This is a genomic window from Acinetobacter zhairuonensis, assembly GCF_022601715.1.
Taxonomy (GTDB): Bacteria; Pseudomonadota; Gammaproteobacteria; order Pseudomonadales; family Moraxellaceae; genus Acinetobacter.
In genome coordinates this window covers 246,574-268,345 of the sequence record NZ_JAKVIM010000002.1, presented here as the reverse complement: position 1 = coordinate 268,345, position 21,772 = coordinate 246,574, and the positions used below count along the sequence as shown (strand labels likewise).

19 protein-coding genes are annotated in these 21,772 nt (G+C 41.0%); 6 read left to right on the top strand and 13 right to left on the bottom strand.

Features of this window, described 5'->3' with window-relative positions:
- Positions 1 to 134: 134 nt before the first annotated feature.
- Together ruvA and MKI85_RS02995 are read right to left on the bottom strand one after the other, a co-directional pair.
- The gene (gene ruvA / locus MKI85_RS03000; protein WP_241624841.1) at positions 135 to 737 is read right to left on the bottom strand and encodes a Holliday junction branch migration protein RuvA; all 603 of its coding nucleotides are present in this window, start codon (positions 735 to 737) and stop codon (positions 135 to 137) included.
- Positions 738 to 851: 114 nt separating this feature from the next.
- Positions 852 to 2,189 carry a deoxyguanosinetriphosphate triphosphohydrolase gene (locus MKI85_RS02995; protein WP_241624839.1) on the bottom strand — a complete coding sequence of 446 codons (1,338 nt, stop codon included), beginning with the start codon at positions 2,187 to 2,189 and terminating at the stop codon, positions 852 to 854.
- 425 nt (positions 2,190 to 2,614) lie between these two features.
- Here MKI85_RS02995 and purL point away from each other — a divergent pair, with 425 nt between their 5' ends.
- Positions 2,615 to 6,448 (top strand): phosphoribosylformylglycinamidine synthase, encoded by a 3,834-nt coding sequence (gene purL / locus MKI85_RS02990; protein WP_241624837.1) that lies wholly within the window; start codon positions 2,615 to 2,617, stop codon positions 6,446 to 6,448.
- A 55-nt stretch (positions 6,449 to 6,503) separates the two neighbouring features.
- Here purL and MKI85_RS02985 read toward each other — a convergent pair whose 3' ends face one another.
- Positions 6,504 to 7,382, bottom strand: a complete 879-nt coding sequence (locus MKI85_RS02985; RefSeq protein ID WP_241624835.1) for an alpha/beta hydrolase — start codon at positions 7,380 to 7,382, stop codon at positions 6,504 to 6,506.
- A gap of 201 nt (positions 7,383 to 7,583) precedes the next feature.
- On the opposite strand from MKI85_RS02985, the gene MKI85_RS16900 reads away from it, so the two are divergent.
- Entirely contained in the window at positions 7,584 to 7,709 is a 126-nt protein-coding gene (locus MKI85_RS16900; protein WP_281070015.1) for a hypothetical protein, read from the top strand.
- 60 nt (positions 7,710 to 7,769) lie between these two features.
- Here MKI85_RS16900 and MKI85_RS02980 read toward each other — a convergent pair whose 3' ends face one another.
- From MKI85_RS02980 to MKI85_RS02960, 5 genes are all read right to left on the bottom strand, one after another.
- The gene (locus MKI85_RS02980; protein ID WP_241624833.1) at positions 7,770 to 8,159 is read right to left on the bottom strand and encodes a carboxymuconolactone decarboxylase family protein; all 390 of its coding nucleotides are present in this window, start codon (positions 8,157 to 8,159) and stop codon (positions 7,770 to 7,772) included.
- An 85-nt stretch (positions 8,160 to 8,244) separates the two neighbouring features.
- The gene (locus MKI85_RS02975) at positions 8,245 to 9,423 is read right to left on the bottom strand and encodes a thiolase family protein (RefSeq protein WP_241624830.1); all 1,179 of its coding nucleotides are present in this window, start codon (positions 9,421 to 9,423) and stop codon (positions 8,245 to 8,247) included.
- 83 nt (positions 9,424 to 9,506) lie between these two features.
- Positions 9,507 to 10,163 (bottom strand): CoA transferase subunit B, encoded by a 657-nt coding sequence (locus tag MKI85_RS02970; protein WP_241624828.1) that lies wholly within the window; start codon positions 10,161 to 10,163, stop codon positions 9,507 to 9,509.
- A 2-nt stretch (positions 10,164 to 10,165) separates the two neighbouring features.
- Complete coding sequence (locus MKI85_RS02965) at positions 10,166 to 10,867, bottom strand: CoA transferase subunit A (RefSeq protein ID WP_241624827.1); 702 nt, start codon at positions 10,865 to 10,867, stop codon at positions 10,166 to 10,168.
- A gap of 212 nt (positions 10,868 to 11,079) precedes the next feature.
- Entirely contained in the window at positions 11,080 to 11,973 is an 894-nt protein-coding gene (locus tag MKI85_RS02960) for a LysR family transcriptional regulator (RefSeq protein WP_241624825.1), read from the bottom strand.
- A 502-nt stretch (positions 11,974 to 12,475) separates the two neighbouring features.
- Here MKI85_RS02960 and MKI85_RS02955 point away from each other — a divergent pair.
- On the top strand, positions 12,476 to 13,909 hold the full coding sequence (locus tag MKI85_RS02955; protein WP_241624823.1) for a GntP family permease: 1,434 nt from the start codon (positions 12,476 to 12,478) through the stop codon (positions 13,907 to 13,909).
- A 55-nt stretch (positions 13,910 to 13,964) separates the two neighbouring features.
- Positions 13,965 to 14,750, top strand: coding sequence for a 3-hydroxybutyrate dehydrogenase (locus MKI85_RS02950; protein WP_241624821.1), 786 nt, complete (start codon positions 13,965 to 13,967; stop codon positions 14,748 to 14,750).
- 144 nt (positions 14,751 to 14,894) lie between these two features.
- On the opposite strand, the gene MKI85_RS02945 is transcribed toward MKI85_RS02950, so the two are convergent.
- From MKI85_RS02945 to MKI85_RS02935, 3 genes are all read right to left on the bottom strand, one after another.
- Positions 14,895 to 15,182 (bottom strand): hypothetical protein, encoded by a 288-nt coding sequence (locus MKI85_RS02945; RefSeq protein WP_241624819.1) that lies wholly within the window; start codon positions 15,180 to 15,182, stop codon positions 14,895 to 14,897.
- 21 nt (positions 15,183 to 15,203) lie between these two features.
- Complete coding sequence (locus MKI85_RS02940; protein ID WP_241624815.1) at positions 15,204 to 15,956, bottom strand: hypothetical protein; 753 nt, start codon at positions 15,954 to 15,956, stop codon at positions 15,204 to 15,206.
- A gap of 188 nt (positions 15,957 to 16,144) precedes the next feature.
- Positions 16,145 to 17,359: an acetamidase/formamidase family protein gene (locus MKI85_RS02935; protein ID WP_241624813.1), complete on the bottom strand. Its 1,215-nt coding sequence runs from the start codon at positions 17,357 to 17,359 to the stop codon at positions 16,145 to 16,147.
- Between the two features lie 368 nt (positions 17,360 to 17,727).
- Between MKI85_RS02935 and MKI85_RS02930 the strand changes: the two genes are divergently transcribed.
- On the top strand, positions 17,728 to 17,985 hold the full coding sequence (locus MKI85_RS02930) for a hypothetical protein (RefSeq protein WP_241624812.1): 258 nt from the start codon (positions 17,728 to 17,730) through the stop codon (positions 17,983 to 17,985).
- Between the two features lie 83 nt (positions 17,986 to 18,068).
- Here the strand turns inward: MKI85_RS02930 and lipA are convergent, their stop codons facing one another.
- The gene (lipA, locus tag MKI85_RS02925; protein ID WP_241624810.1) at positions 18,069 to 19,082 is read right to left on the bottom strand and encodes a lipoyl synthase; all 1,014 of its coding nucleotides are present in this window, start codon (positions 19,080 to 19,082) and stop codon (positions 18,069 to 18,071) included.
- 195 nt (positions 19,083 to 19,277) lie between these two features.
- Between lipA and sthA the strand changes: the two genes are divergently transcribed.
- Positions 19,278 to 20,693 carry a Si-specific NAD(P)(+) transhydrogenase gene (gene sthA / locus MKI85_RS02920; protein ID WP_241624808.1) on the top strand — a complete coding sequence of 472 codons (1,416 nt, stop codon included), beginning with the start codon at positions 19,278 to 19,280 and terminating at the stop codon, positions 20,691 to 20,693.
- Positions 20,694 to 20,764: 71 nt separating this feature from the next.
- On the opposite strand, the gene MKI85_RS02915 is transcribed toward sthA, so the two are convergent.
- Positions 20,765 to 21,724 (bottom strand): TauD/TfdA dioxygenase family protein, encoded by a 960-nt coding sequence (locus MKI85_RS02915; RefSeq protein WP_241624806.1) that lies wholly within the window; start codon positions 21,722 to 21,724, stop codon positions 20,765 to 20,767.
- Between the last annotated feature and the right edge of the window lie 48 nt (positions 21,725 to 21,772).

The following is a 21,772-nucleotide window of genomic DNA, read 5'->3' as shown; positions in this document are numbered from 1 at the left end:
ACCTCATCGCAAAACTCATCGAATGAAAGTTCGTATCGACTATATCGCAGAAACATTGATGTGCAAATGTCTCCTGATTCGAACAGTTGCGAATGATGTTTATATGTATCGTTTGACGTCTTGAATACAGTACTTTATTTATTCATCGACTTGAGTGCAGCACGGATAATGTCACTGGCTTCAGTAAAATCACCTTTTGCAGCATTCACCAGTTTTTGCGCTTCTAATGGTTTATAGCCTAAAGATTGCAAAGCGGCTTCAGCTTCGGCAACGGCTGAATTTCCTGTGAATTGGATTTGTTCTAGCGTAGAGTTGCTTGGAACTGTACCTGAGGACATCGCTTTAAAACGATCGCGTAATTCAATCATTAGGCGTTCAGCAGTTTTCTTACCGACCCCAGGCACTTTCACCAGTGTATTCACATCTTCATGCTCAACCGTATGGATCAGCATGTCTACACTTAATGTGGAAAGAATGCCTAATGCCATTTTAGGACCGACACCATTGACTTTTAATAGTGTGCGGAAAATGAGTTTTTCTTGTTGATGTAAAAAACCATACAGCAATTGCGCATCTTCACGAACTGCTAAGTGCGTCCATAAAGTGACTTTTTGTCCTTTCTGTAATTGGCAAAATGTCGACAATGGGGTGTCAATCTCATAGCCCACGCCATTCACATTGAGCAGTACTGTTGGGGCTTCGAGGGCAAACACTTCGCCAATTAAACATCCAATCATTTTTAAAACTTCACTATTTTAGGTGTATACGGTTGTCAATCTGACAAATTAAATTATGTTTCAGTCACGCATTTAGAAATACTCTGGAAGACATTTCGTGTGCGGCGATTTGTGTTACATCAAGCCAGACTTGTTGCCTTGCAATTCTTGCGAAAGATTATAGGCTTGATGATCTGAAAACTTCGAAATAATATCCAGTACTTGCATAATATTTTCATAATGATTGTTGCCAAAACGCGCACCTGAACGCTTTAAAATGGTAAACAGCCGTTGTTCTTTAAAACTTAAGGTTTTGTGTGGCGTAGTCAGGGGAATAAAGGCATCTAAAATATTCTGCAAACTTTGATGGGCAATAATTTCCAAACCTGCTTTTTGTGGATGTTCAAAAATTTTATCACGCGCCAATTCTTTGGCACGGTTAATGCCGAGTTCAATATCTTCAGAACAATACTGCAATAAGCTGCCTTTAAGCTGACCTGTCAGAATTTCATAATGATGTTTGGCAAAAGCAGTAGTCACTTCATCCACCAAACGTTTCATCACCCGACCACGTAAAGCGGCAATTTTTTGCTGCCAAGTGGTATCCATAGACAATTCTGAAGGTCTGCCATAGTCTGCAATCAGATCGAGAAAGATGGGTTCGACTTCTTCATAGCTGAGCATATTTAGAATAATGCCATCTTCTAAATCAATCAGGGCATAGCAAATATCATCTGCGGCTTCTAATAAATAGGTCAGTGGATGGCGACAGTAACGATCTGGTGCCAACTGAATTAAACCGAGTTGTTCGGCAATTTGCCCCAAAATGTCTTTTTCCGCCTGATAACAGCCAAATTTGGCACGCATGCTGGCAGGGGTATTGCCTTGCTCTGCGATGGTTTTGGATAACCATGGATATTTCAAGTACGCCCCCAAAGTGGCATAGGTCAGGCGCATTCCACCATCGTTTGGATGATAGTCAATTTTGGTCAGTAAGCGTAAACCTTGTGCATTACCTTCGAATTGGCGTACATCGGCTTCTTCTTCAGCAGTGAGCTTTGCTAAAAAATTGCCATGTGAGGCATCATCGAACCATTCGCGAATGGCATATTCACCCGCATGACCAAATGGCGGGTTGCCAATATCATGTGCCAAGCATGCGGCTTGAATAATCGCACCAACATCGGCAGGGGAAATCCAAACGGGGAGTTCATCCTTAATTTTTTCAGCCGCCAACATCCCTAGTGAGCGACCAATACAAGAGACTTCTAGAGAATGGGTAAGTCGGGTATGAATCCCATCATGTTGCGTAAGTGGATGGACTTGAGTTTTTCGATTGAGTTGTCTAAAACTTTGCGAAAAGATAATACGGTCATAATCTTTATGAAAAGGGCTTCGAGCTTGTTCTGAACTTTGTTTTTTACTGCCAATGCGAACTGTGGAAAGCAGTTCTAACCAACGCATTTGTTCCATTTATTATGTTTCATAGAAGGATTGCTTAAATCATGCCAAAAAATGCAGTGTTGCACTAGAGCGGTGCGACACGAATTGACGGTTGGAATGTAAAAATACAGATTAAACTGACTCACGGATCTAGTTGGAAACTTGAGTGGTATTCACGGAGAAAGAGGAGTTGTGAGGGGGAGGGTGAAAATCATACGATTTTCTGTTGGTGATGTGATTTTAAATGTATTGCACTCACCAACTCCTTATTTGTCGTTCATTTTTTCTTAAAAAAATAAAAGCAAGGGCTTATACACAATTTTATTGCAGGATTAGGTTACATAATTGAGTTTATCTATCTAGCTGATTTTTCCTTTTCACAGTAGAATATGTGCTCTCTTCAAAGTCACATTGCGGTAAAGTTCAAAAGACTTGCCCGTGGAGCCAAAATCAGCATGTTTATCGTGGCCGGTGCACCAGCACATTCTTCTTTTAAGAAAACTCAACTATTATCACGTCTAGCGTCAATTAGTTCTGTTCAATCAATAGAAAGCCAATGGGTCTATCTGTTTGACCAAGCGCTCAACGAGCAACAGCAGCAATCTGCTTTACAATTGTTAAATGAAGGCGAAAGCTTCCAAATCCGCCAAGCTGCAAGTGATGAAGTCCAGATTTTGGTGACACCTCGCGTGGGTACGATTTCACCGTGGTCTTCTAAAGCAACGGATATCTTCGCCAACTGTAATACCCCGATACACCGCCTTGAACGCGGTGTTTTGTTTACTTTAAAAGGTATTTCTGAAGTATCGAATGAAGTAAAGCTGGCATTACACGACCGCATGACTGAGAGCGTATTTGGCAGTATTGAAGATGCAACCGCATTATTTCAAGAAACTGCGCCAAAACCTTTGAACTCCATTGATATTTTGGGTCAAGGTAAACAGGCATTGGTTCAAGCCAACTCTGAATTTGGTTTTGCTTTGTCTGATGAAGAAGTTGATTACTTAACTGAAGCATTTATCAAGCTGGGTCGTAATCCGCATGACATCGAACTCATGATGTTTGCTCAAGCCAACTCAGAACATTGCCGTCATAAAATTTTCGGCTCTGAGTGGACTATTGATGGTGAAGTTCAACCGTTATCATTGTTCCAAATGATTAAAAATACCTACAAAGAATCACCAACTGACGTTTTATCGGCATATAAAGATAACGCATCGGTGATTGTGGGTTATGACACACAGCGTTTCTATCCGAAAAAAGACGAAGACACAGGTCATTATACTTATAAGTATAAGAGCCAAGCTGCTCATATCCTCATGAAAGTGGAAACGCATAACCACCCAACAGCAATTGCACCATTTGCAGGCGCAGCAACAGGTTCGGGCGGTGAAATTCGTGATGAAGGTGCAACAGGTCGTGGTGGTAAGCCAAAAGCAGGTTTAACTGGCTTTACAGTTTCTAACTTGAACATTCCTGGTTTTGAACAACCTTGGGAAGAAAATTACGGTAAACCATCTCGTATGGCATCGCCACTTCAAATCATGATTGAAGGCCCATTAGGTGGTGCTGCGTTTAATAACGAATTTGGTCGTCCTGCGTTAAATGGTTACTTCCGTACCTTCGAACAAAACGTCAATGGTGAAGTGAAAGGTTTCCACAAGCCAATTATGATTGCCGGTGGTTACGGTAACATTCGTCCTGACCATGTAGAAAAAGATGCGATCCAGCCAGGTGACTTACTCATTGTATTGGGTGGTCCAGCGATGCTAATCGGTCTGGGTGGTGGTGCTGCATCATCTGTAGACAGTGGTACCATGGGTGAAAGCCTAGACTTTGCTTCGGTGCAGCGTGAAAACCCAGAAATGGAACGTCGTTGCCAAGAAGTGATTGATACCTGCTGGCGCATGGAAAATGAAAACCCAATCGTATCTGTACATGACGTCGGTGCGGGTGGTATCTCGAATGCCATGCCTGAATTGGTGAATGACCATGAACTCGGTGCAATTTTAGATCTTCGTAAGATTCCTTCACTTGAATCAGGCATGTCTCCAATGGAGATCTGGTCAAACGAAGCACAAGAACGTTATGTCCTTGCGATTAAACCAGAATCTTTAGCGTTATTTGAATCAATTTGTGCGCGTGAACGCTGCCCATTTGCGGTATTAGGTGAAGCGACTGAAGCACGTCAATTGACGGTGAACGATCCATTGTTTGACAACAAAGCGGTGGATATGCCAATGCAAGTGATGCTTGGCGGTACACCACGTATGAGCCGTTCATACGAAACCATCGAGCGCAAAGGTGACGATTTTGATGCATCACAAGTGGACTTGAAAGACGCGATTTTCCGTGTATTAAAGAACCCAACCGTTGCGTCTAAATCATTCCTAATCACTATTGGTGACCGTTCAATTACAGGTATGGTTGCACGTGATCAGTTGGTGGGTCGTTGGCAAGTTCCTGTGGCAGATGCAGCAGTCACCACTACAAGCTTACAGGGTTATACTGGTGAGGCGATGGCAATGGGTGAACGTCCACCTGTGGCATTACTCAACCCAGCAGCATCAGCACGTTTGGCAGTAGCTGAGTCAATTTCAAACATCATGTGTGCCAACATTGAACAGATTAGCGACATTAAATTGTCTGCAAACTGGATGGCAGCAGCAGGGCAAAAAGGTGAAGACCAAGCCTTGTTTGAAGGTGTAAAAGCCATTGGTATGGAAATGTGTCCTGCTTTAGGTATTGCAATTCCAGTCGGTAAAGACTCACTTTCAATGCGTACTACTTGGAATGACGAAGGTCAGGACAAGTCAGTGACTTCACCAATGAGTGGTGTGATTACCGCATTTGCTCCTGTGAATGATGTTCGTAAAACCTTAACTCCTGAATTGAAAAATACCGATTCTGTATTGGTCCGTATTGACTTGTCTAAAGGTCAATTCCGTTTAGGCGGTTCGATCCTTGCGCAAGTGTACAAAGCGATTGGTTCGGTTACTCCAGATGTCGACAGTTTTGCTGAGTTCAAAGCCTTCTTTGATTTGGTTCAAGACTGGAACAACCGCGGCTTAATTCAAGCCTACCATGACATTGGTGATGGCGGTTTATTGGCAACTGTTGCGGAAATGATGTTTGCTTCGCGTTTAGGTGTTGCATTAGAAAATCAAACCACGGCTGCATTATTCGCGGAAGAAATTGGTGCAGTTCTCCAAATCGCGACAGCAGATTGGGAAGCATTACAACTTGAAGTGACTACCTCAAGTTTGAAAGATGCAATTTCAGTGGTTGGTTATGTGAATACTACAGATCAATTGACTGTAAATGGATTGACTTTGCTACGTGTTGACTTGCAACATGCTTGGGCTGAAGTATCACATCAAATTCAACGTTTACGTGACAATTCCGAAACTGCTGACCAAGAGTTTGCCTTAATTGCAGATAGTACACATCAAGGTATCATTGCACAGCCGACGTTTGATTTGAATGAGCCAGTTGAAGCGCCATTTATTAATTTACGTCGTCCAAGCATGGTCATTTTGCGTGAACAAGGCGTGAATGGTCAAACTGAGATGGCAGCTGCATTTGATAAAGTCGGCTTCAATACTGTCGATGTTCATATGAGCGATTTACTTGCTGGGCGCGTTGACTTAAATGACTTCGAAGGTCTAGTGGCATGTGGTGGCTTCTCTTACGGAGATGTCATGGGTGCTGGCGGTGGTTGGGCAAAATCAGTCCTATTTAACCCACGCTTACGTGATCAATTTGAGAAATTCTTTAACCGTCAAGAAACATTCACTTTAGGTGTATGCAACGGCTGTCAAATGATGTCACAACTTGCACCGTTAATTCCTGGTGCAGATGCTTGGCCACGTTTCCATCGCAACACTTCAGAAGTATTTGAAGCACGTAGCGTGAATGTACGTATTGAGAAATCAAACTCAGTCTTACTTGAAGGCATGGAAGGTTCGATTCTTCCAATTGCGGTTGCACATGGTGAAGGTCGTGTGGTTGCAACTGCGGAGCAATTGGCTGCGCTAAATGCGGGCAACCAAGTGACTTTACGTTATGTAGACAGCCATGGTAACCCAACTCAGCACTACCCATTGAACCCGAACGGTTCTCCAGAAGCGATTACAGGTGTAACCTCTAAAGATGGTCGTGTAACCATTATGATGCCGCACCCAGAGCGTAATTTCCGTGCCATTCAACATTCTTGGAAACCAGAAGAGTGGACTGAAGATGGTGCATGGTTACGTATGTTCCGTAACGCACGTAAGTTTATCGGTTAATCCATAACCTATTAAAAAGCCACCTTCGGGTGGCTTTTTTATTTAAATCATAAATTTAATCTTTTATCTGCTGTTGCATAAACTGATCGACTTGTTGGGTATAGTCATTATTGAGCCCTAAGTTGCGATTAATGTCTGCATGAGATAAAGGAACTGGCAAGAAGGCTGTCGTCGAGCCTAAAGATTTCGCTTGGTTTGTAAAAGCCTGCGCTTGTGTGCAAGGTTGATCTGGACGAATGGTAGAACACACGGACAGAAAAGCAGGAAGGGGGTGTTTTAATTGGACTTTAGGTGAAACTAAGCGCAAGTTCTCGACAGAAGAGCCAAACACAAAATCATAGAATTGAGCATGTTGATTTGTCATGAGTGTTTCTAAGTCATAGGCAGCACTATCTAAAGCAATGGTGGCTTTCCACGGTTTTGGAAAATTTGAGATCCATTCCGGGCGGGTAGACAGTAAGGTAACCAAATGAGCACCTGCAGAATGTCCCATAAGCATGACTTTGCGAGCATTTGCGTGCCAATCAGCGGCATTCATTTGCACAAAGTTGAGTGCATCGGCAATATCTTGGGTCTGTTGTTGCACCGTAACGTTCGGAACTAAGCGATAATTGACTGAAATTACCACCCAGCCTTGCTGATTCCAGTAATCGACTTTATGTTGAATTAAGCCTCGATGAGACTTATCACCAATACGCCAAGCCCCACCATGTACAATGAATAAAATGGGTGATAATTGTTGATTCAGAGTTTTATGTGTGCTGGATTTGGGCAAATAGACATCTATTTTTTGTAATACGTCTGTACCATACGAAATATTGCTGGTGCTATTTTTTCTTTGAAAAATATTAAGATTTTGAAAGAAATTGGCATAGGAAATTTGTGGGCTGATGAGCAAAAGCAGAAATAGAACGAAAATAGGTTTGTGCTTCATATGGATCACAATGTTTATTTTTATAGGTTATATTTTATCAGCTCTAATAATTGAATTTAGAAAATATTTTAAATTGAGCGTATATGGCTTGAAACACTCATGATTAAGTAACAGTTTTAAAAGTTGGTGTAGAATTTGCTGTATAAATAATCGAAATATATGTTTATTCCGTTTAAACGATAAGTGTATTGGAGATAGAGAATGATAAAAATAGCAATATATCCGAATAAAATCGTGTTAAAGCAAAAAGGCTGGAAGTGGTTTGCAATTGTGGTAGGTTTGCAAGTGAGTTTGATGCTCGGCTATGCGATTGCACAAAATCTATAATATCAAGTAAATAAAGCATTTAAAGCAGCTGAATGGTTGCTTTAAATGCTTTAAATTATTTTAAAGACTCTGCTTTTGATATTCAGTAATCACTTCTAAAGCAGCACGAAAAGCTTCTTGCGTTGCAGGAGCACCGCAGTATGGCAGGCTGTGTAAGAGGACTTCTTGAATCTCTTCAACTGTTGCACCATTGTTCAGTGCACCTCGGATATGTCCTTTCAGCTCTGTTGGGCTTTTTTGTGCAGTTAAAAAGGCGATCGTAATCAATGAGCGGTATTTACGTGGTAATACACCTTCACGTTGCCAAGTCGAGCCCCAAGCATGTTCATTAATCCAATCTTGTAGTGGCTGAGTAAAAGGTACAGTATTGTCTTGGGCGCGTTTAACAAAACTTTCCCCCATGACTTCGGTACGTACTTTTAATCCATTTTCATAATCTTGTTGAGACATCTGTGTCACTCTTCTGCATTAAAAAAGTGATAAAAGTTTAACCTTTTATCACCTTGATCTGTATCATTTTTCTAAAACTAAGCAGTTAGGTAAGCTCAACCGCAACTGCGGTTGCTTCGCCACCGCCGATACAGAGGGTGGCTACGCCTTTGTGTTTACCCAAACGCTTTAACGCATAGATTAAGGTTAAAATAATGCGTGAACCTGATGAACCCAATGGATGACCCAATGCGCATGCACCACCATTTACGTTGACTTTTTCTGGGTCTAAATTAAAGGCATCAATTGCCGCCATCGCCACCATGGCAAAGGCTTCATTAATTTCCCAAAGATCAACATCTTCTATAGACCAGCCTGCTTTTTTCAATACTTTTTCAATGGCAGCAACAGGTGCGATGGTGAATTCTGAAGGGTGTTGGGAGTTGGTTGCCGTTGCACGAATATGAGCCAACGGTGTTAAACCACGAGCAGCAGCTTGTTCAGCTGACATGACCAGCACTGCGGAAGCACCATCAGAAATCGAACTTGAATTGGCTGCGGTGATGGTGCCATCTTTGGCAAAGGCAGGGCGAAGGTGGGGAATCTTGTCTATGTTGGCATTAAACGGATTTTCATCCTGAGCGACAACAACTTCACCTTTACGGCTAGACACGGTAACTGGGGTAATTTCAGCTTGTAAAAAACCATTTTGAATTGCTGATTGCGCACGAGTTAAAGAACGAATGGCAAATTCGTCTTGTTGCTCACGGGTATAGCCTTTTTTATCGGCCATTTGCTGTGCCAATACACCCATCGAAAGCCCAGTTTCAGCATCTTCCAAACCTTCTTGGAACATATGATCTTTAATTTCACCATGTCCCATACGGTAACCTGAGCGTGCCTTTGGCAGTAAGTAGGGTGCATTACTCATGGATTCCATACCACCCGCCATCACAATTTCAGCATTGCCAGCACAAATGGCATCGGCAGCTTGCATCACGGCTTTCATACCAGAACCACAGATTTTGTTGATGGTGGTTGCACCCACATGATCAGGCACACCGGCAAGACGCATGGCTTGGCGGGCTGGAGCTTGCTTTAAACCCGCAGGCAGTACACAACCCATAATCACTTCATCAATTTCTTGAGCGGCAACATTGGCGCGCTTCAATGTATCCTGAATAACGGCTGCGCCAAGTTCTGGTGCTGAAAGACTAGATAATGCACCTTGAAAATTTCCCATCGCGGTACGGCTACCAGCAACAATGACGATGTCTTTATTCATATTTATCTCCGTGTATTTATATCTGTGTTCCGTTCTTGTTGAATCAAAATTAAAGCAGCCGAAGCTGCTTTAAACAATCTGATTTATGCACTTACAGTTTCTTGAATGTCATCGACAATCAATTGTACGCCTGTAACCGCTTGAATGTGTTCCAAGCTAACATCTGTGGCAAGCTCGATCAATTTAACACCTTCTGGAGTAATATCCATCACGCCTAAATCGCTGATGATACGATTCACCACACCTTGACCTGTCAGTGGTAGGGTACATTGCTCTACAATTTTAGGGCTACTATCTTTGGCGCAGTGCTCCATCAGTACAACCACTTTTTGTACGCCTGCAACCAAGTCCATTGCACCGCCCATACCTTTAACTTTCTTACCTGGAATCATCCAGTTGGCAAGATCGCCTTGTTCAGACACTTCCATGGCACCCAAGATGGCGATGTTGACATGACCACCACGAATCATGGCAAAAGATTCAGAGCTGGAGAAAAATGCTGCGCCTTTACGTGCGGTAACTGTCTGTTTACCCGCATTAATTAGGTCGGCATCAACAGTTTCTGCCGTTGGGAATTCACCAATACCTAATAAACCATTTTCAGACTGTAACCAAACATTGATATTTTCTGGAATATAGTTTGCGACAAGGGTCGGTAAACCAATGCCAAGATTGACATAAAATCCATCTTCAAGTTCAAGGGCAGCACGTGCAGCCATTTCATTGCGTGTCCAAGCCATGATTAAGCCTCCTGCTTAATGGTTAATTGTTCGATGCGTTTTTCTGGGGTGGCATTCAGGATAATGCGATTAACATAGATACCTGGTAAATGAATATCATCTGGATCGAGTTCACCAATTTCGACCACGTGTTCTACTTCAACCACGGTAAATTTACCCGCCATTGCACATTCAGGATTGAAGTTGCGTGCGGTTTTACGGAAGATTAGATTGCCCGCTTTATCTGCTTTATAGGCTTTGACTAAGGCAACATCAGCCGTTAATGAGTTTTCAAGAATATACGGTTTACCTTCAAACTCACGTTGTTCTTTACCTTCCGCGATGAGCGTGCCAACACCTGTTTGCGTGAAGAAAGCAGGGATGCCTGCGCCACCCGCACGTAATTTTTCTGCCAGTGTGCCTTGTGGGGTGAGTTCCACTTCAAGTTCACCATTTAAATATTGGCGTTCAAATTCTTTATTTTCACCCACATAAGATGAAATCATTTTTTTAATTTGTTTGGTTTGTAGCAGTTTGCCAAGACCAAAATCGTCGACACCTGCATTGTTAGAGATACAGGTGAGTTCGTTTACACCAGTTTGTTTCAGGGCTTCAATCAAGGCTTCAGGAATACCACATAAGCCAAAACCACCGACTGCAATCGTTTGTCCATTTTTAACGACATCTTGCAAAGCAAGTGCGGCATTTGAATATAACTTATTCATATTAACTTCTCTAAATCCCTTAGGTTTGTATGAACTCATTATTAGCATTGCCCATCAGGATAAGGAAGTTGAAAATTTCAAACAGTTAATCAGAAAAACTCAATAATGGAGTGAAAAATAGACAAGATTCAGCATTTCAATTGGGCTGAATCTTGTAATGGGATAAAAGAGAAATGGGCGAAGTTGAGTAGGATTAATTGTAATTTGTTCATTTATATGTGTTTTTTATAATCATACTGCTTCAGGGTTTCAATGAATTGCGCCGTGATATTGGAAATTTCAAAATTCTTTTTATAGATAATGCCAACAGGCTTAAACAGATCCTGATCTTGTAATTCAATCAGCACATTTTTTTCAGTATCAATGAATTGCTGGAAATGACGAGGAATGACGCTGACTCCAATACCTAGAGCCACAAAACTGGATAAAGAACTGATTTGGTGGCATTCAACCTTTAAGTCCAATTGAATATTGTTTTTGGAACAATTCTCTTCAATCAGATAGCGCACAATCGAGGGTTGCTGCAAAGTGACAAAAGGATTGGCACAGAGCTCTTGCCATGTCAGGGATGTAGCGCTTGCTAAGGGATGTGCTTTGGGCAATAAGGCCAGAAAATCCTCGTTAAACAAGGGTAGGAATTCGAGAGAATCGATCTGTTGCGGTTCAAAACAAATGCCTAATTCGAAAATACCATCCAGCACATTTTCAATAATTTTTTCATTGGTAATGTCGTGAATGGAAAAATTGATATTTGGATGTAAGCTCAAAAAGTTTTGAATCACATTCGGCATGATCCCGTGTGTGACAAAAGGCATGGAAGCAATGTTGAGTGTACCGCGCTGAAGTTTAAAACGTTGCTTCACGTCTTTTTCCATGTCCTCCCAGTTTGCCAATAATTTTCTGGCATAGGGAATGAGTGATTTGCCTTCAAATGTGAGTTCAACCCGACGCGTATTGCGCTTAAATAACTTTCCGCCCAGTTCTTCTTCTAAGGTTTTGATGGTAAGACTGAGAGCTGACTGACTGAGATGGAGTTCATTCGATGCATTGGCATAGTTTAGGCTACGCGCGAGGGCAAGAAAGGCTTTTAATTGTTTTAAAGTCATGGGCTGATGTGTACCAAGAGGTCGAAGCGAAGAAAAAGAACTGCTTTGATTTTGAGCCTTTTTCACATGAAATGCAAAAAAACAATGAAGTTACAAGAAATTAACTTTATTTAATTTTTATATTTTAAAATGAATTTTTAATATTATGGGTGGAGTTTTTTATATTATAAAAATTAATTAATGAGTTTTTTAAAACAATTAATCATGTTTTTTAATATATTATATTTTTGTATAAATTGTTTTTTTAAGATATTGAAATATATTAAATTATATTTATGTGTGATTTATTTTATATATTTAAATGTTGTTTTTTAATTTTTTGGTGTTATTTTTTTAAATACTATAAGTGGTAGTTAAAATATTTATGCTTATTGTTTTTATACGGAGTTTAGGATAACTCTTAATAAAATTAAGCATTTTTTCGGTCAAAAAATAAAGGTCTATCACATTGTGTTTTGCAATGTGTGAGCCCTTCAATATTCTTTATCAGGGAGAAAAGAATATGTGGGATTTCTTTGTCATCCTGCTGTCTTTAGGCTTGTTGATGTATACAGCCTATAAAGGATTTTCAGTTATTCTGATGGCACCGCTGTGTGCCTTACTTGCTGTTTTTTTAATTGCACCTAACCATGTTTTACCTTTCTATTCGGGCGTATTTATGCCGAAGATGGTGAATTTCATCAAAGACTATTTCTTGGTCTTCTTGTTGGGTGCAATCTTCGGGAAAGTCGTGGAAATGTCGGGGATTGCCTCTTCGATTGCGAAAACGATTGTTAGTTTGATTGGTGCTAAACGTGCAATCTTAACAGTGGTCTTGTTAGGCTCAATTCTGACCTATAGTGGCGTGAGTTTATTCGTGGTGGTATTTGCGGTTTACCCATTTGCAAACCAGTTATTCCAAGAAGCGAATATTCCAAAGCGTTTGATTCCAGGAACCATTGCACTCGGTGCATTTACCTTCACCATGGATGCGTTACCTGGTACACCGCAAATTCAAAACGTGATTCCAACGACCTTTTTTGGTACGAATATTTATGCCGCGCCATTCTTAGGGATTATCGGTGCAATTTTCGTCCTTTGTATGGGTTTGCTGTATCTGCAATGGCGTTGTCGCGTTGCTGCACAAGCTGGTGAGGGCTATGTAGGTTTTACCAATACACAAGTACAACCTGAATCAACAGCGACTGCTGCAACATCGAATATTTTAGATACACCAAATGGTTCTAAAGCACGTCAAGCTCTCGCGTTTGTGCCCCTCATTTTAGTAGCAGTGATGAACAAGTTTTTGTCGACAGCGATTCCGAAGTGGTATCCAAATGGGTTTGATTTTAATGCGATTGGTCTAGCCAACTATACGGTTGATGTGGCTAAAACAGGTGCGATTTGGGCGGTTGGCTTGGCATTAATTGTCGGGATCATCAGTGCATTTTTATATGATTATCAACGTGTGATTGTGCAATTCAAAGAAGGCGTCAATACCAGTATCAGCGGTGCTTTACTTGCAGTTATGAACACCGCTTCGGAATATGGCTTTGGTGCCATTATTGCGGCCTTACCAGGCTTTGCTTTGATCAGTCATGGATTAAGTTCGACTTTTACCAATCCATTGGTGAATGGTGCAGTGACTACGACGGTCTTAGCCGGGATTACAGGTTCGGCTTCAGGTGGTATGAGTATTGCGTTGAGTGCGATGGCAGATCAATACAATGCGGCAATTTTAGCTGCAGGAATTCCACCAGAAGTGATGCACCGTGTGGTTTCTATGGCATCAGGCGGGATGGATACCTTACCGCATAATGGTGCTGTCATTACCTTGCTTGCAGTCACAGGCTTAACGCATAAACAATCGTATAAAGATATTTTTGCAGTCACGATTATTAAAACCATAGCAGTATTTGTCGTGATTGCTGCATTTACAATTTTCGGTATTGTTTAAGTTTACATTGCAGTTTACGCCTGCGGATGCAGGCAAGATGTAAAAGGAGTAAGTAATGAGTTTGCAGTTAGAAAATAAAGTTGCATTTATTACCGGTTCAGCCAGCGGTATTGGTTTGGAAATTGCCAAGAAATTTGCTCAAGAAGGCGCCAAAGTTGTTATTTCTGACATGAATGCTGAAAAATGTCAGAAAACAGCTGAAGCATTAAAAGCACAGGGTTTTCAGGCACTTTCAGCGCCTTGTGATGTGACCGATGAAGCACAATATCAAGCTGCAATTGAACTCACCCAAGCGACTTTTGGTACGTTGGATATTCTGATTAACAATGCTGGATTTCAGCATGTTGCCCCGATTGAAGAATTCCCAACAGCAGTCTATCAAAAGTTGATTGAAGTGATGTTAACAGGTTCTTTTATTGGGATTAAACATGCCTTTCCAATTATGAAAGCGCAAAAATCAGGTCGTATTATCAATATGGCATCAATTAATGGCTTAATTGGATTTGCTGGTAAAGCAGGTTATAACAGCGCCAAACATGGTGTGATTGGTCTCACCAAAGTCGCAGCCTTAGAATGTGCACGTGATGGTATTACCGTGAATGCACTCTGTCCGGGCTATGTAGATACGCCGTTGGTACGCGGGCAAATTGCCGATTTAGCGAAAACGCGTAATGTGAGTTTAGACTCTGCACTTGAAGATGTGATTTTGGCGATGGTGCCACAAAAACGTTTATTGAGTGTAGAAGAAATTGCAGACTATGCCATTTTCTTAGCCAGTGACAAAGGTGTGGGTATTACAGGGCAGGCTGTCGTGATGGATGGTGGCTATACCGCACAATAATAAAAATTAATGATCAAATAGGGTTTCATCCAGCCATAAAAGAATGTCATGTTCTTTAGATGAAATCGTATTTTTTCCTTAACCAGTCCTGAGTGGCTGGTTTTTTTTGTTCAATCTTTTTTTAATCTAAGGTCTTCGCTTGATTTATTTTTCACATTTAAAAAACAGCAGAATAATTGAAAACAGAGACAGAATAAAAAGGATAGGCCAAATCACCAATAGGTCCACACGAATATCTGCATCTGGCGTTTTTATTTTAATCAGGAATTCCCATGCAGCATAGAGCAGCCATAATATGGTTGTAATGCCCAAATATTTGGCACGTCGTTTGTGGCTAAAATTGCGAACAATCAAATAAGCAATAAAAAAAGCAACAGCAATCCAAAATATAGTAAGAGGTTTCCCCACCAGTAGGCTCGCTAAAAAACTCATACAAACCTCCTTAATCTTGAGTTATCCACCGTAAACGACAGCATCTGGTATTTCGTAGCGTTCAGATCCAATTTTGATGATGCTTAGATCGGAATCTTTAGTGCTGCTAAATTTTGATTGATCAGCCTGACTTTGGTCATATCCAGTTGCTCGTCCATTTTGGAAAATGATGACGCGTTTTTTGCCATTGTTATGCATCACTGTAACTAAAGCATTACCGTTGCCTTGTCGTTTCACCCCAAATTGGCAAGTTCCCATCGGTTGACCAGACATGGCTGCGCATGGAATTTTGCCAGTGGCATGATACGGTGTACCTGCGACTTTGGCATCATGTGAAGTGGTTTGTGCAGCCTTACCACTAATCATAATTTCTAGCCGATAGGGAGCCACTTCATTTCTACGTGCAGCTGAACGCATCATATAAACACGGATTTTATATGTGCCAGTTTTGGGTAAGACACCTTCAAATTGATTACCGCTATTGGAACCAATAAACATAGCGCTTTCATTTTCCCCAGGTGCCAAAATATTAAAAAAAGTTGCAGTATTTTTTGTGGCTAAACTGGCATTCATGACTTGCCCAGCATTGGCACGAAGGACATAGTCCACTATTTCATAGCCTTTGATGGACGAAGAAATAATGGCACTGGATGCGCCTTTTTTGAATTGGACTTGTTCGGTACGTATATCACTCGCAGCCATAACCATTGGCGTTGATATTAAGCAAAAAGCCACGAAGAATGTAGTTAGGAGTAGTTTCTTTTGAATGATCATTCTTATGCCCCATTTTTTGTTATATGAATAGTTTATTTTTTAATCATCATTTAATCAATTATGTGCTGTTTATAATGCGTTATGAGATGTAAGGAATGGTGAATTTTAAAAGGGGTCATCTCTATAAATAAAAGAAGGTGATCAAAGATCACCTTCATATTCAACTTAAGTTACTTGCTGGGTTTATCTTATTCGAATTCTTTAAAATCAGCTTTACGTATTTTCGCATGAATTCCTTTAGTTCTGTCGACCACTTGAGATACCTCAAAATCAGTGGCCGCACTTAAGTATGCATAAGCGGTTGCTTCATCAATACCATATTCTTGATTTAAAAAGCGAATTGCTTCACGCGTCGATTTTTTCATTGCTTCATCTAAATCAGTATCTAAACCTGGGGTGATCCAAAATTCCGCATTTTCTGCTAAAGGCTGTTTAATGTCTTGCCCTGGAATTTTATCTTTACCTGCTTTTAATAAAGTAAATTTAAGCGTTGCTCGTGCAGATGCTTCTAAAGCAGTAAGGGCGACTTCACCATCACCCTGCGAAAAATGACTATCGCCAGTATAGAATAATGCGCCTTTGACTTGTACTGGGTAATAGGCAGTTGCACCGGCACCAAGTTCGTTAATATCTATATTGCCACCATACATCGCAGGTGGTACTGAATGAACAGGTTCAGAGGTATTGGCTGCAACGCCCATAATGCCCATAAATGGATAAAGGGGGAAACGAATAGCTTTTCCTGATGCTGTTTTTAAGACACCTTCGTATTCACCTTGGGTATTTTTTTCAATAGGTGTGAAAATTGACACATTACCAAAGCGTTCTGGATTCGCTGCTGTGGCATCGTCATATTTGGTTTTCTTTGGATACTCGCCCACAAGAGCTCCCTTACCATGTCGATTCGATATGACACCATAAGGTACACGGGGTTCCACTTTAATCACTTCAACTTTCAGAATGTCCCCTGGTTCAGCACCTGTAATGGCGACGGGTCCAGTTACGATATGAGGACCATCTTTGTGAAAGTCATGATGAAGTTTAGATTGGGTAATTGTTTTTGCTTCATCTAAAATGTATTCGGATTTTACGCCTTTGGATTGGAAATATTTTTCAGCATCACGCCCTTGATCTTCTAATAAACCTTCATGTGATACTGTATCAAACGTTACCGTACTCCCAGAATTCACCGTTAAGACTGGTTTAGCATCACGATTAGGTAAATAGCCCCATGTAATTGTATTTAGCGTAGAAGGTACATAGTAGTTTCCTTTGTAAGTACCATCTTTCAGTAATGTTGGTTTCTCTGATAATTGTTTAAGAATTACAAAATCATCGGCATAGGTGAATGCTGAGCTTAATGAGGTTATAACAGCTAATGAAATAAGTTTAAATTTCAACATATATTTACCCTTTGATAAATTATTCTTAAATGTATGTATTTGATATGTAGCAAATCATGTGCCAATAAAACTGGATAAGTAAAATCAATGTTTCTTTAAAATAATGTGAAAATTAAACATTTAATTTGATTTGTAATGATGCATTTATAACGAGCATTTGTACATGTAGGTAAAATTTGCATGTTTATAGAGCAAATGTTTATTTGAATAAAAGAGCAAAAAGCATTTATGCAAAGGCGCTGATGAGTGTGCTTGAAGCGGTCTTGTATGGATGCATTTTAAAAAATTAAAGGTATAGAAAATTTCTCGATAAGCACTATTGGGTTTGTTATGATTAAAAAATACACATCAATACAATGAGAACAATGATGAGTTTTATAACAGCAGAACAGGCAAAAATTCTGACAGCCACAGCCAAGCTTGATATCAATTTATATAAAGAACGGCTTGCCAAATTAATAGAAGAAAGTGCTCAGCAGGGAAATACGGCGGTGTTTGCTGTTTTACCGAAGCATTTACCCTTGGTGGAAATTCGGGAGCTTTCGGCTGAACTGACTCAACTGGGGTATCAAGTACGTTTTGAAGTGAATGAGTTCTTTTATAGTTTTAATGTCTATTGGATCTAGCAACCAGTATTCATTTATTTTTAAGAGGCAATAAAAAACCCTTTAAATCGTAGACTTAAAGGGTTTTTTTATTAAAGCTTTAATTAAGCTTCAATGGTTTGCACTGCAATTTTTTTAGCAGGATCGACTTTACGACGCACTTCTGGTACGGGTTCGCCATAGTATTGACGATCTGCAAAGTAGCTTGAACGGACCATAGGCGCAGACCAGATATTTCTAAATCCAAGTTTACGGCCATGTTCTGCATAGCGCTCAAACTCTTCTGGGCTGACAAAACGGTCAATTGGTGCATGTTCTTTAGAAGGCTGTAAATATTGCCCAATAGTCACGTAGTCCACATCATGGGCACGTAAATCATCTAGTAGCGCAAGTACTTCTTCTTCAGTTTCACCAATACCGACCATCAAACCACATTTGGTTGGAACGTCAGGGCAGTATTCTTTAAACATTTTAAGTAGAGTTAACGAGTGCTGGTAATCTGAACCTGGACGCATGGCTTTATATAAGCGTGGCACAGTTTCAATATTATGGTTAAACACGTCTGGTGGACATTCCGTCATAATGCGTAAGGCAATATCCATACGACCTCGGAAGTCTGGAACCAGAATTTCCAACAAAGTTTTCGGGCTTAAGCTGCGTGCTTCTTTAATACAATCGACAAAATGCTGAGCACCACCATCCAATAGATCATCGCGGTCTACTGAAGTAATTACGGCATATTTCAGACCTAAATTAGAAATGGTTTCTGCCATATGGCGAGGTTCATCAGGGTCTAACGCATTTGGACGACCATGTGCAACATCACAGAATGGGCAACGACGAGTACAAATGTCGCCCATAATCATGAAGGTTGCTGTACCACCACCGAAACATTCAGGTAAGTTCGGGCAAGCTGCTTCTTCACAAACGGTATGTAATTTTTGCGCACGTAGTGTTGTTTTAATGCGTTGAACTTCCTCAGGCGCTGTCATCTTGACACGAATCCAGTCTGGCTTGCGAGGCACTTCAACCGTAGGAACAACTTTGACAGGAATACGTGAGACTTTTTCTGCACCACGAAGTTTAACACCCTGTTCAGGTTTACGGCTTTCAGACATATTCAACTATTCCACTGTTTACACGGAGAGATATGCAAACATTATAACGGAATTGCACATTGATAGGGCGAAAACACTATTCATTTTCTAAATGTCGTTATCACTCAATATATGACTATGAAATACAGCAAAGTCACCTATTTTCAGTCATAATAGAGCGAAAATAGACACAGATTTATAGAAAAGGAGCGTTGAATGCCACGTAAGAAAGAGGTCGTTAGTGGAACTTTCGTAAAATACGATGCGGTTGTTCTCGGTTCGGGCCCTGCTGGTGAAGGCGCGGCAATGAAACTTGCCAAATCAGGCAAGCGTGTTGCAATTATTGATATGCGTGAGCAATTGGGTGGAAACTGTGCCCACGTTGGGACAATTCCAAGTAAGGCTTTACGTCAAACAGTATCGAGCATTATTCGTTACCAACGTGATCCAATGTTCCAAAAAGTGGGGGATTGGAAACAATTTACCATGAAGCAAGTGTTGCGTAATGCACACAAAGTGATTCAACAACAGGTAGAGACGCACTCACGTTTTTATGACCGTAACAAAATTGATATTTTCCACGGTCGTGCTTATATCCAAGATCAGAATACCATTTTGGTTTTTACCCCTGAAGGGATTAAAGAAACCATCATGTTTAAGCAGTTGGTCATTGCGACAGGTAGCCGTCCTTATCGCCCTGCAATGTTGGATTTCAATCACCCACGTGTCTTTGATTCAGACAAAATTCTGGATTTGGATTTCTCAATTCAGAAAATCATTATTTATGGCGCAGGTGTGATTGGCTGTGAATATGCATCGATCTTCATTGGTCTGGATCATAAAGTTGATCTGATCAATACCCAAATGAAATTGCTGAGCTATTTAGATGATGAAATTTCAGATGCCTTGTCGTACCACTTACGTGAGCAGGGTGTATTGATTCGTCATAATGAACAAATTGATCATCTCGAAACGTTTGATGATCACGTGGTGATGCATTTGCTCAGCGGTAAGAAAATTAAAGCTGATGCAATTTTGTGGTGTAACGGTCGTTCAGGAAATACTGATGGTCTTGGACTGGAAAATGTCGGGATTACCCCAAATAGCCGCGGTCAAATCATGGTGAATGATCAGTACCAAACTGAAGTTGAAAACATTTACGCTGCGGGAGATGTGATTGGCTGGCCTTCACTGGCGTCTGCTGCCTATGACCAAGGTCGTTGCGCGGGTGCAAACATGAGTGGTGAAGAGGGTGTTCAACCTGTCGTGGATATTCCAACAGGGATTTATACCATTCCAGAAATTTCATCAATTGGTAAGAACGAACAGCAGTTAACTGAAGAAAAAATTCCGTACGAAGTTGGTCAGGCATCTTTCCGTCATTTGGCGCGTGCGCAAATTACTGGGGATACTGTGGGTGAATTAAAGATTCTGTTCCACCGTGATACCTTGGAAATTTTAGGTGTACATTGCTTTGGTAATAATGCTGCGGAAATTATTCACATTGGTCAGGCGGTGATGAATAGTCCTCACAATACGATTAAGTATTTTGTGGAAACGACATTTAACTATCCAACCATGGCGGAAGCTTACCGCGTAGCGACCTTAAATGGTATGAACCGTTTGTTCTAAGCATTTAGGTCTCTGGAAAAGGCCCATTTCAATAATGGGCTTTTTTTATTTCAAGATTAATCATAAGGACGTTAAAAGGGACGAGCACCTGCCAGACTAATTCGTTTTAATAGGCGACGTTGATTTGCGGGGAAAGGCGTTCGAGAGTGCAGGGTGACTTGGTTATCCCAAAACACAATATCACCGGTTTCCCACTGATGATCATAACGAAATTCAGGTTTAAGAATATGCTTGCGTAGTTGTGCGATCAGTTCACTGCCTGCCACATCATCATAATTAAGCAATTCAACTTCCGAGCGGGTATTTAACCACAAGGCTTTCCGCCCAGTTTCAGGATGAGTGCGGACGAGAGGATGTGGATAGGCATGTCCAAGAATCGGTTGATCTTTAAAGCGGTAATAAGGGCTATTATTGGCATAGTTATTAGAGCCTTTGTTGCTGTTGGCTCGGACAAAAGGGTTATAGGTAATGAGCTGTAGCTGATCGATATGGGTTTTAAGTTCAGGATCTAAGGCATCGTAGGCTTTAATGGTGTTATACCAGCTGGTTTCGCCACCAGATTGAGGTAATTCAATGGCATATAGTAATGAGCCAAAAGAGGGTAAAGGCGTCCATTGATGATCGGCATGTGGGCTTAGTTCACCATGACCGGTGTAATCACCTTGACCCACCGCATTTGAAACAGGTACGACATCGGGAGGTGTGCCTGTACCGCTTTGACTCGCTAAGACAGGATTGTCCGCACTCGGACGGAAAATTGCACCAAAATAACTGGCAAATGCCAGAAATTGCAGATCATCTAGACTTTGTTTTTTAAAGATTAGAATCAGGTGTTCTGCCAAAGCCTGCTTGAGCCGATAAATAGTTTTACCTGATTGGGCTTTGCGTGCATTTAAACCGGTGACAATAGCTCCAAGAGCTTTGTCTTGAAGCGGGGAAATTTGAATCTCATCACTCGCTTGAAATGCATCAGGGATATGCCATTGCGGTGCATCATGTATGGCTTGAGAAAGTTGCGTCAGGCTGGTCATTGTTATATCTCTAAATTTCTTGTAGTTCTAAACTAAGAAAAACTCAGC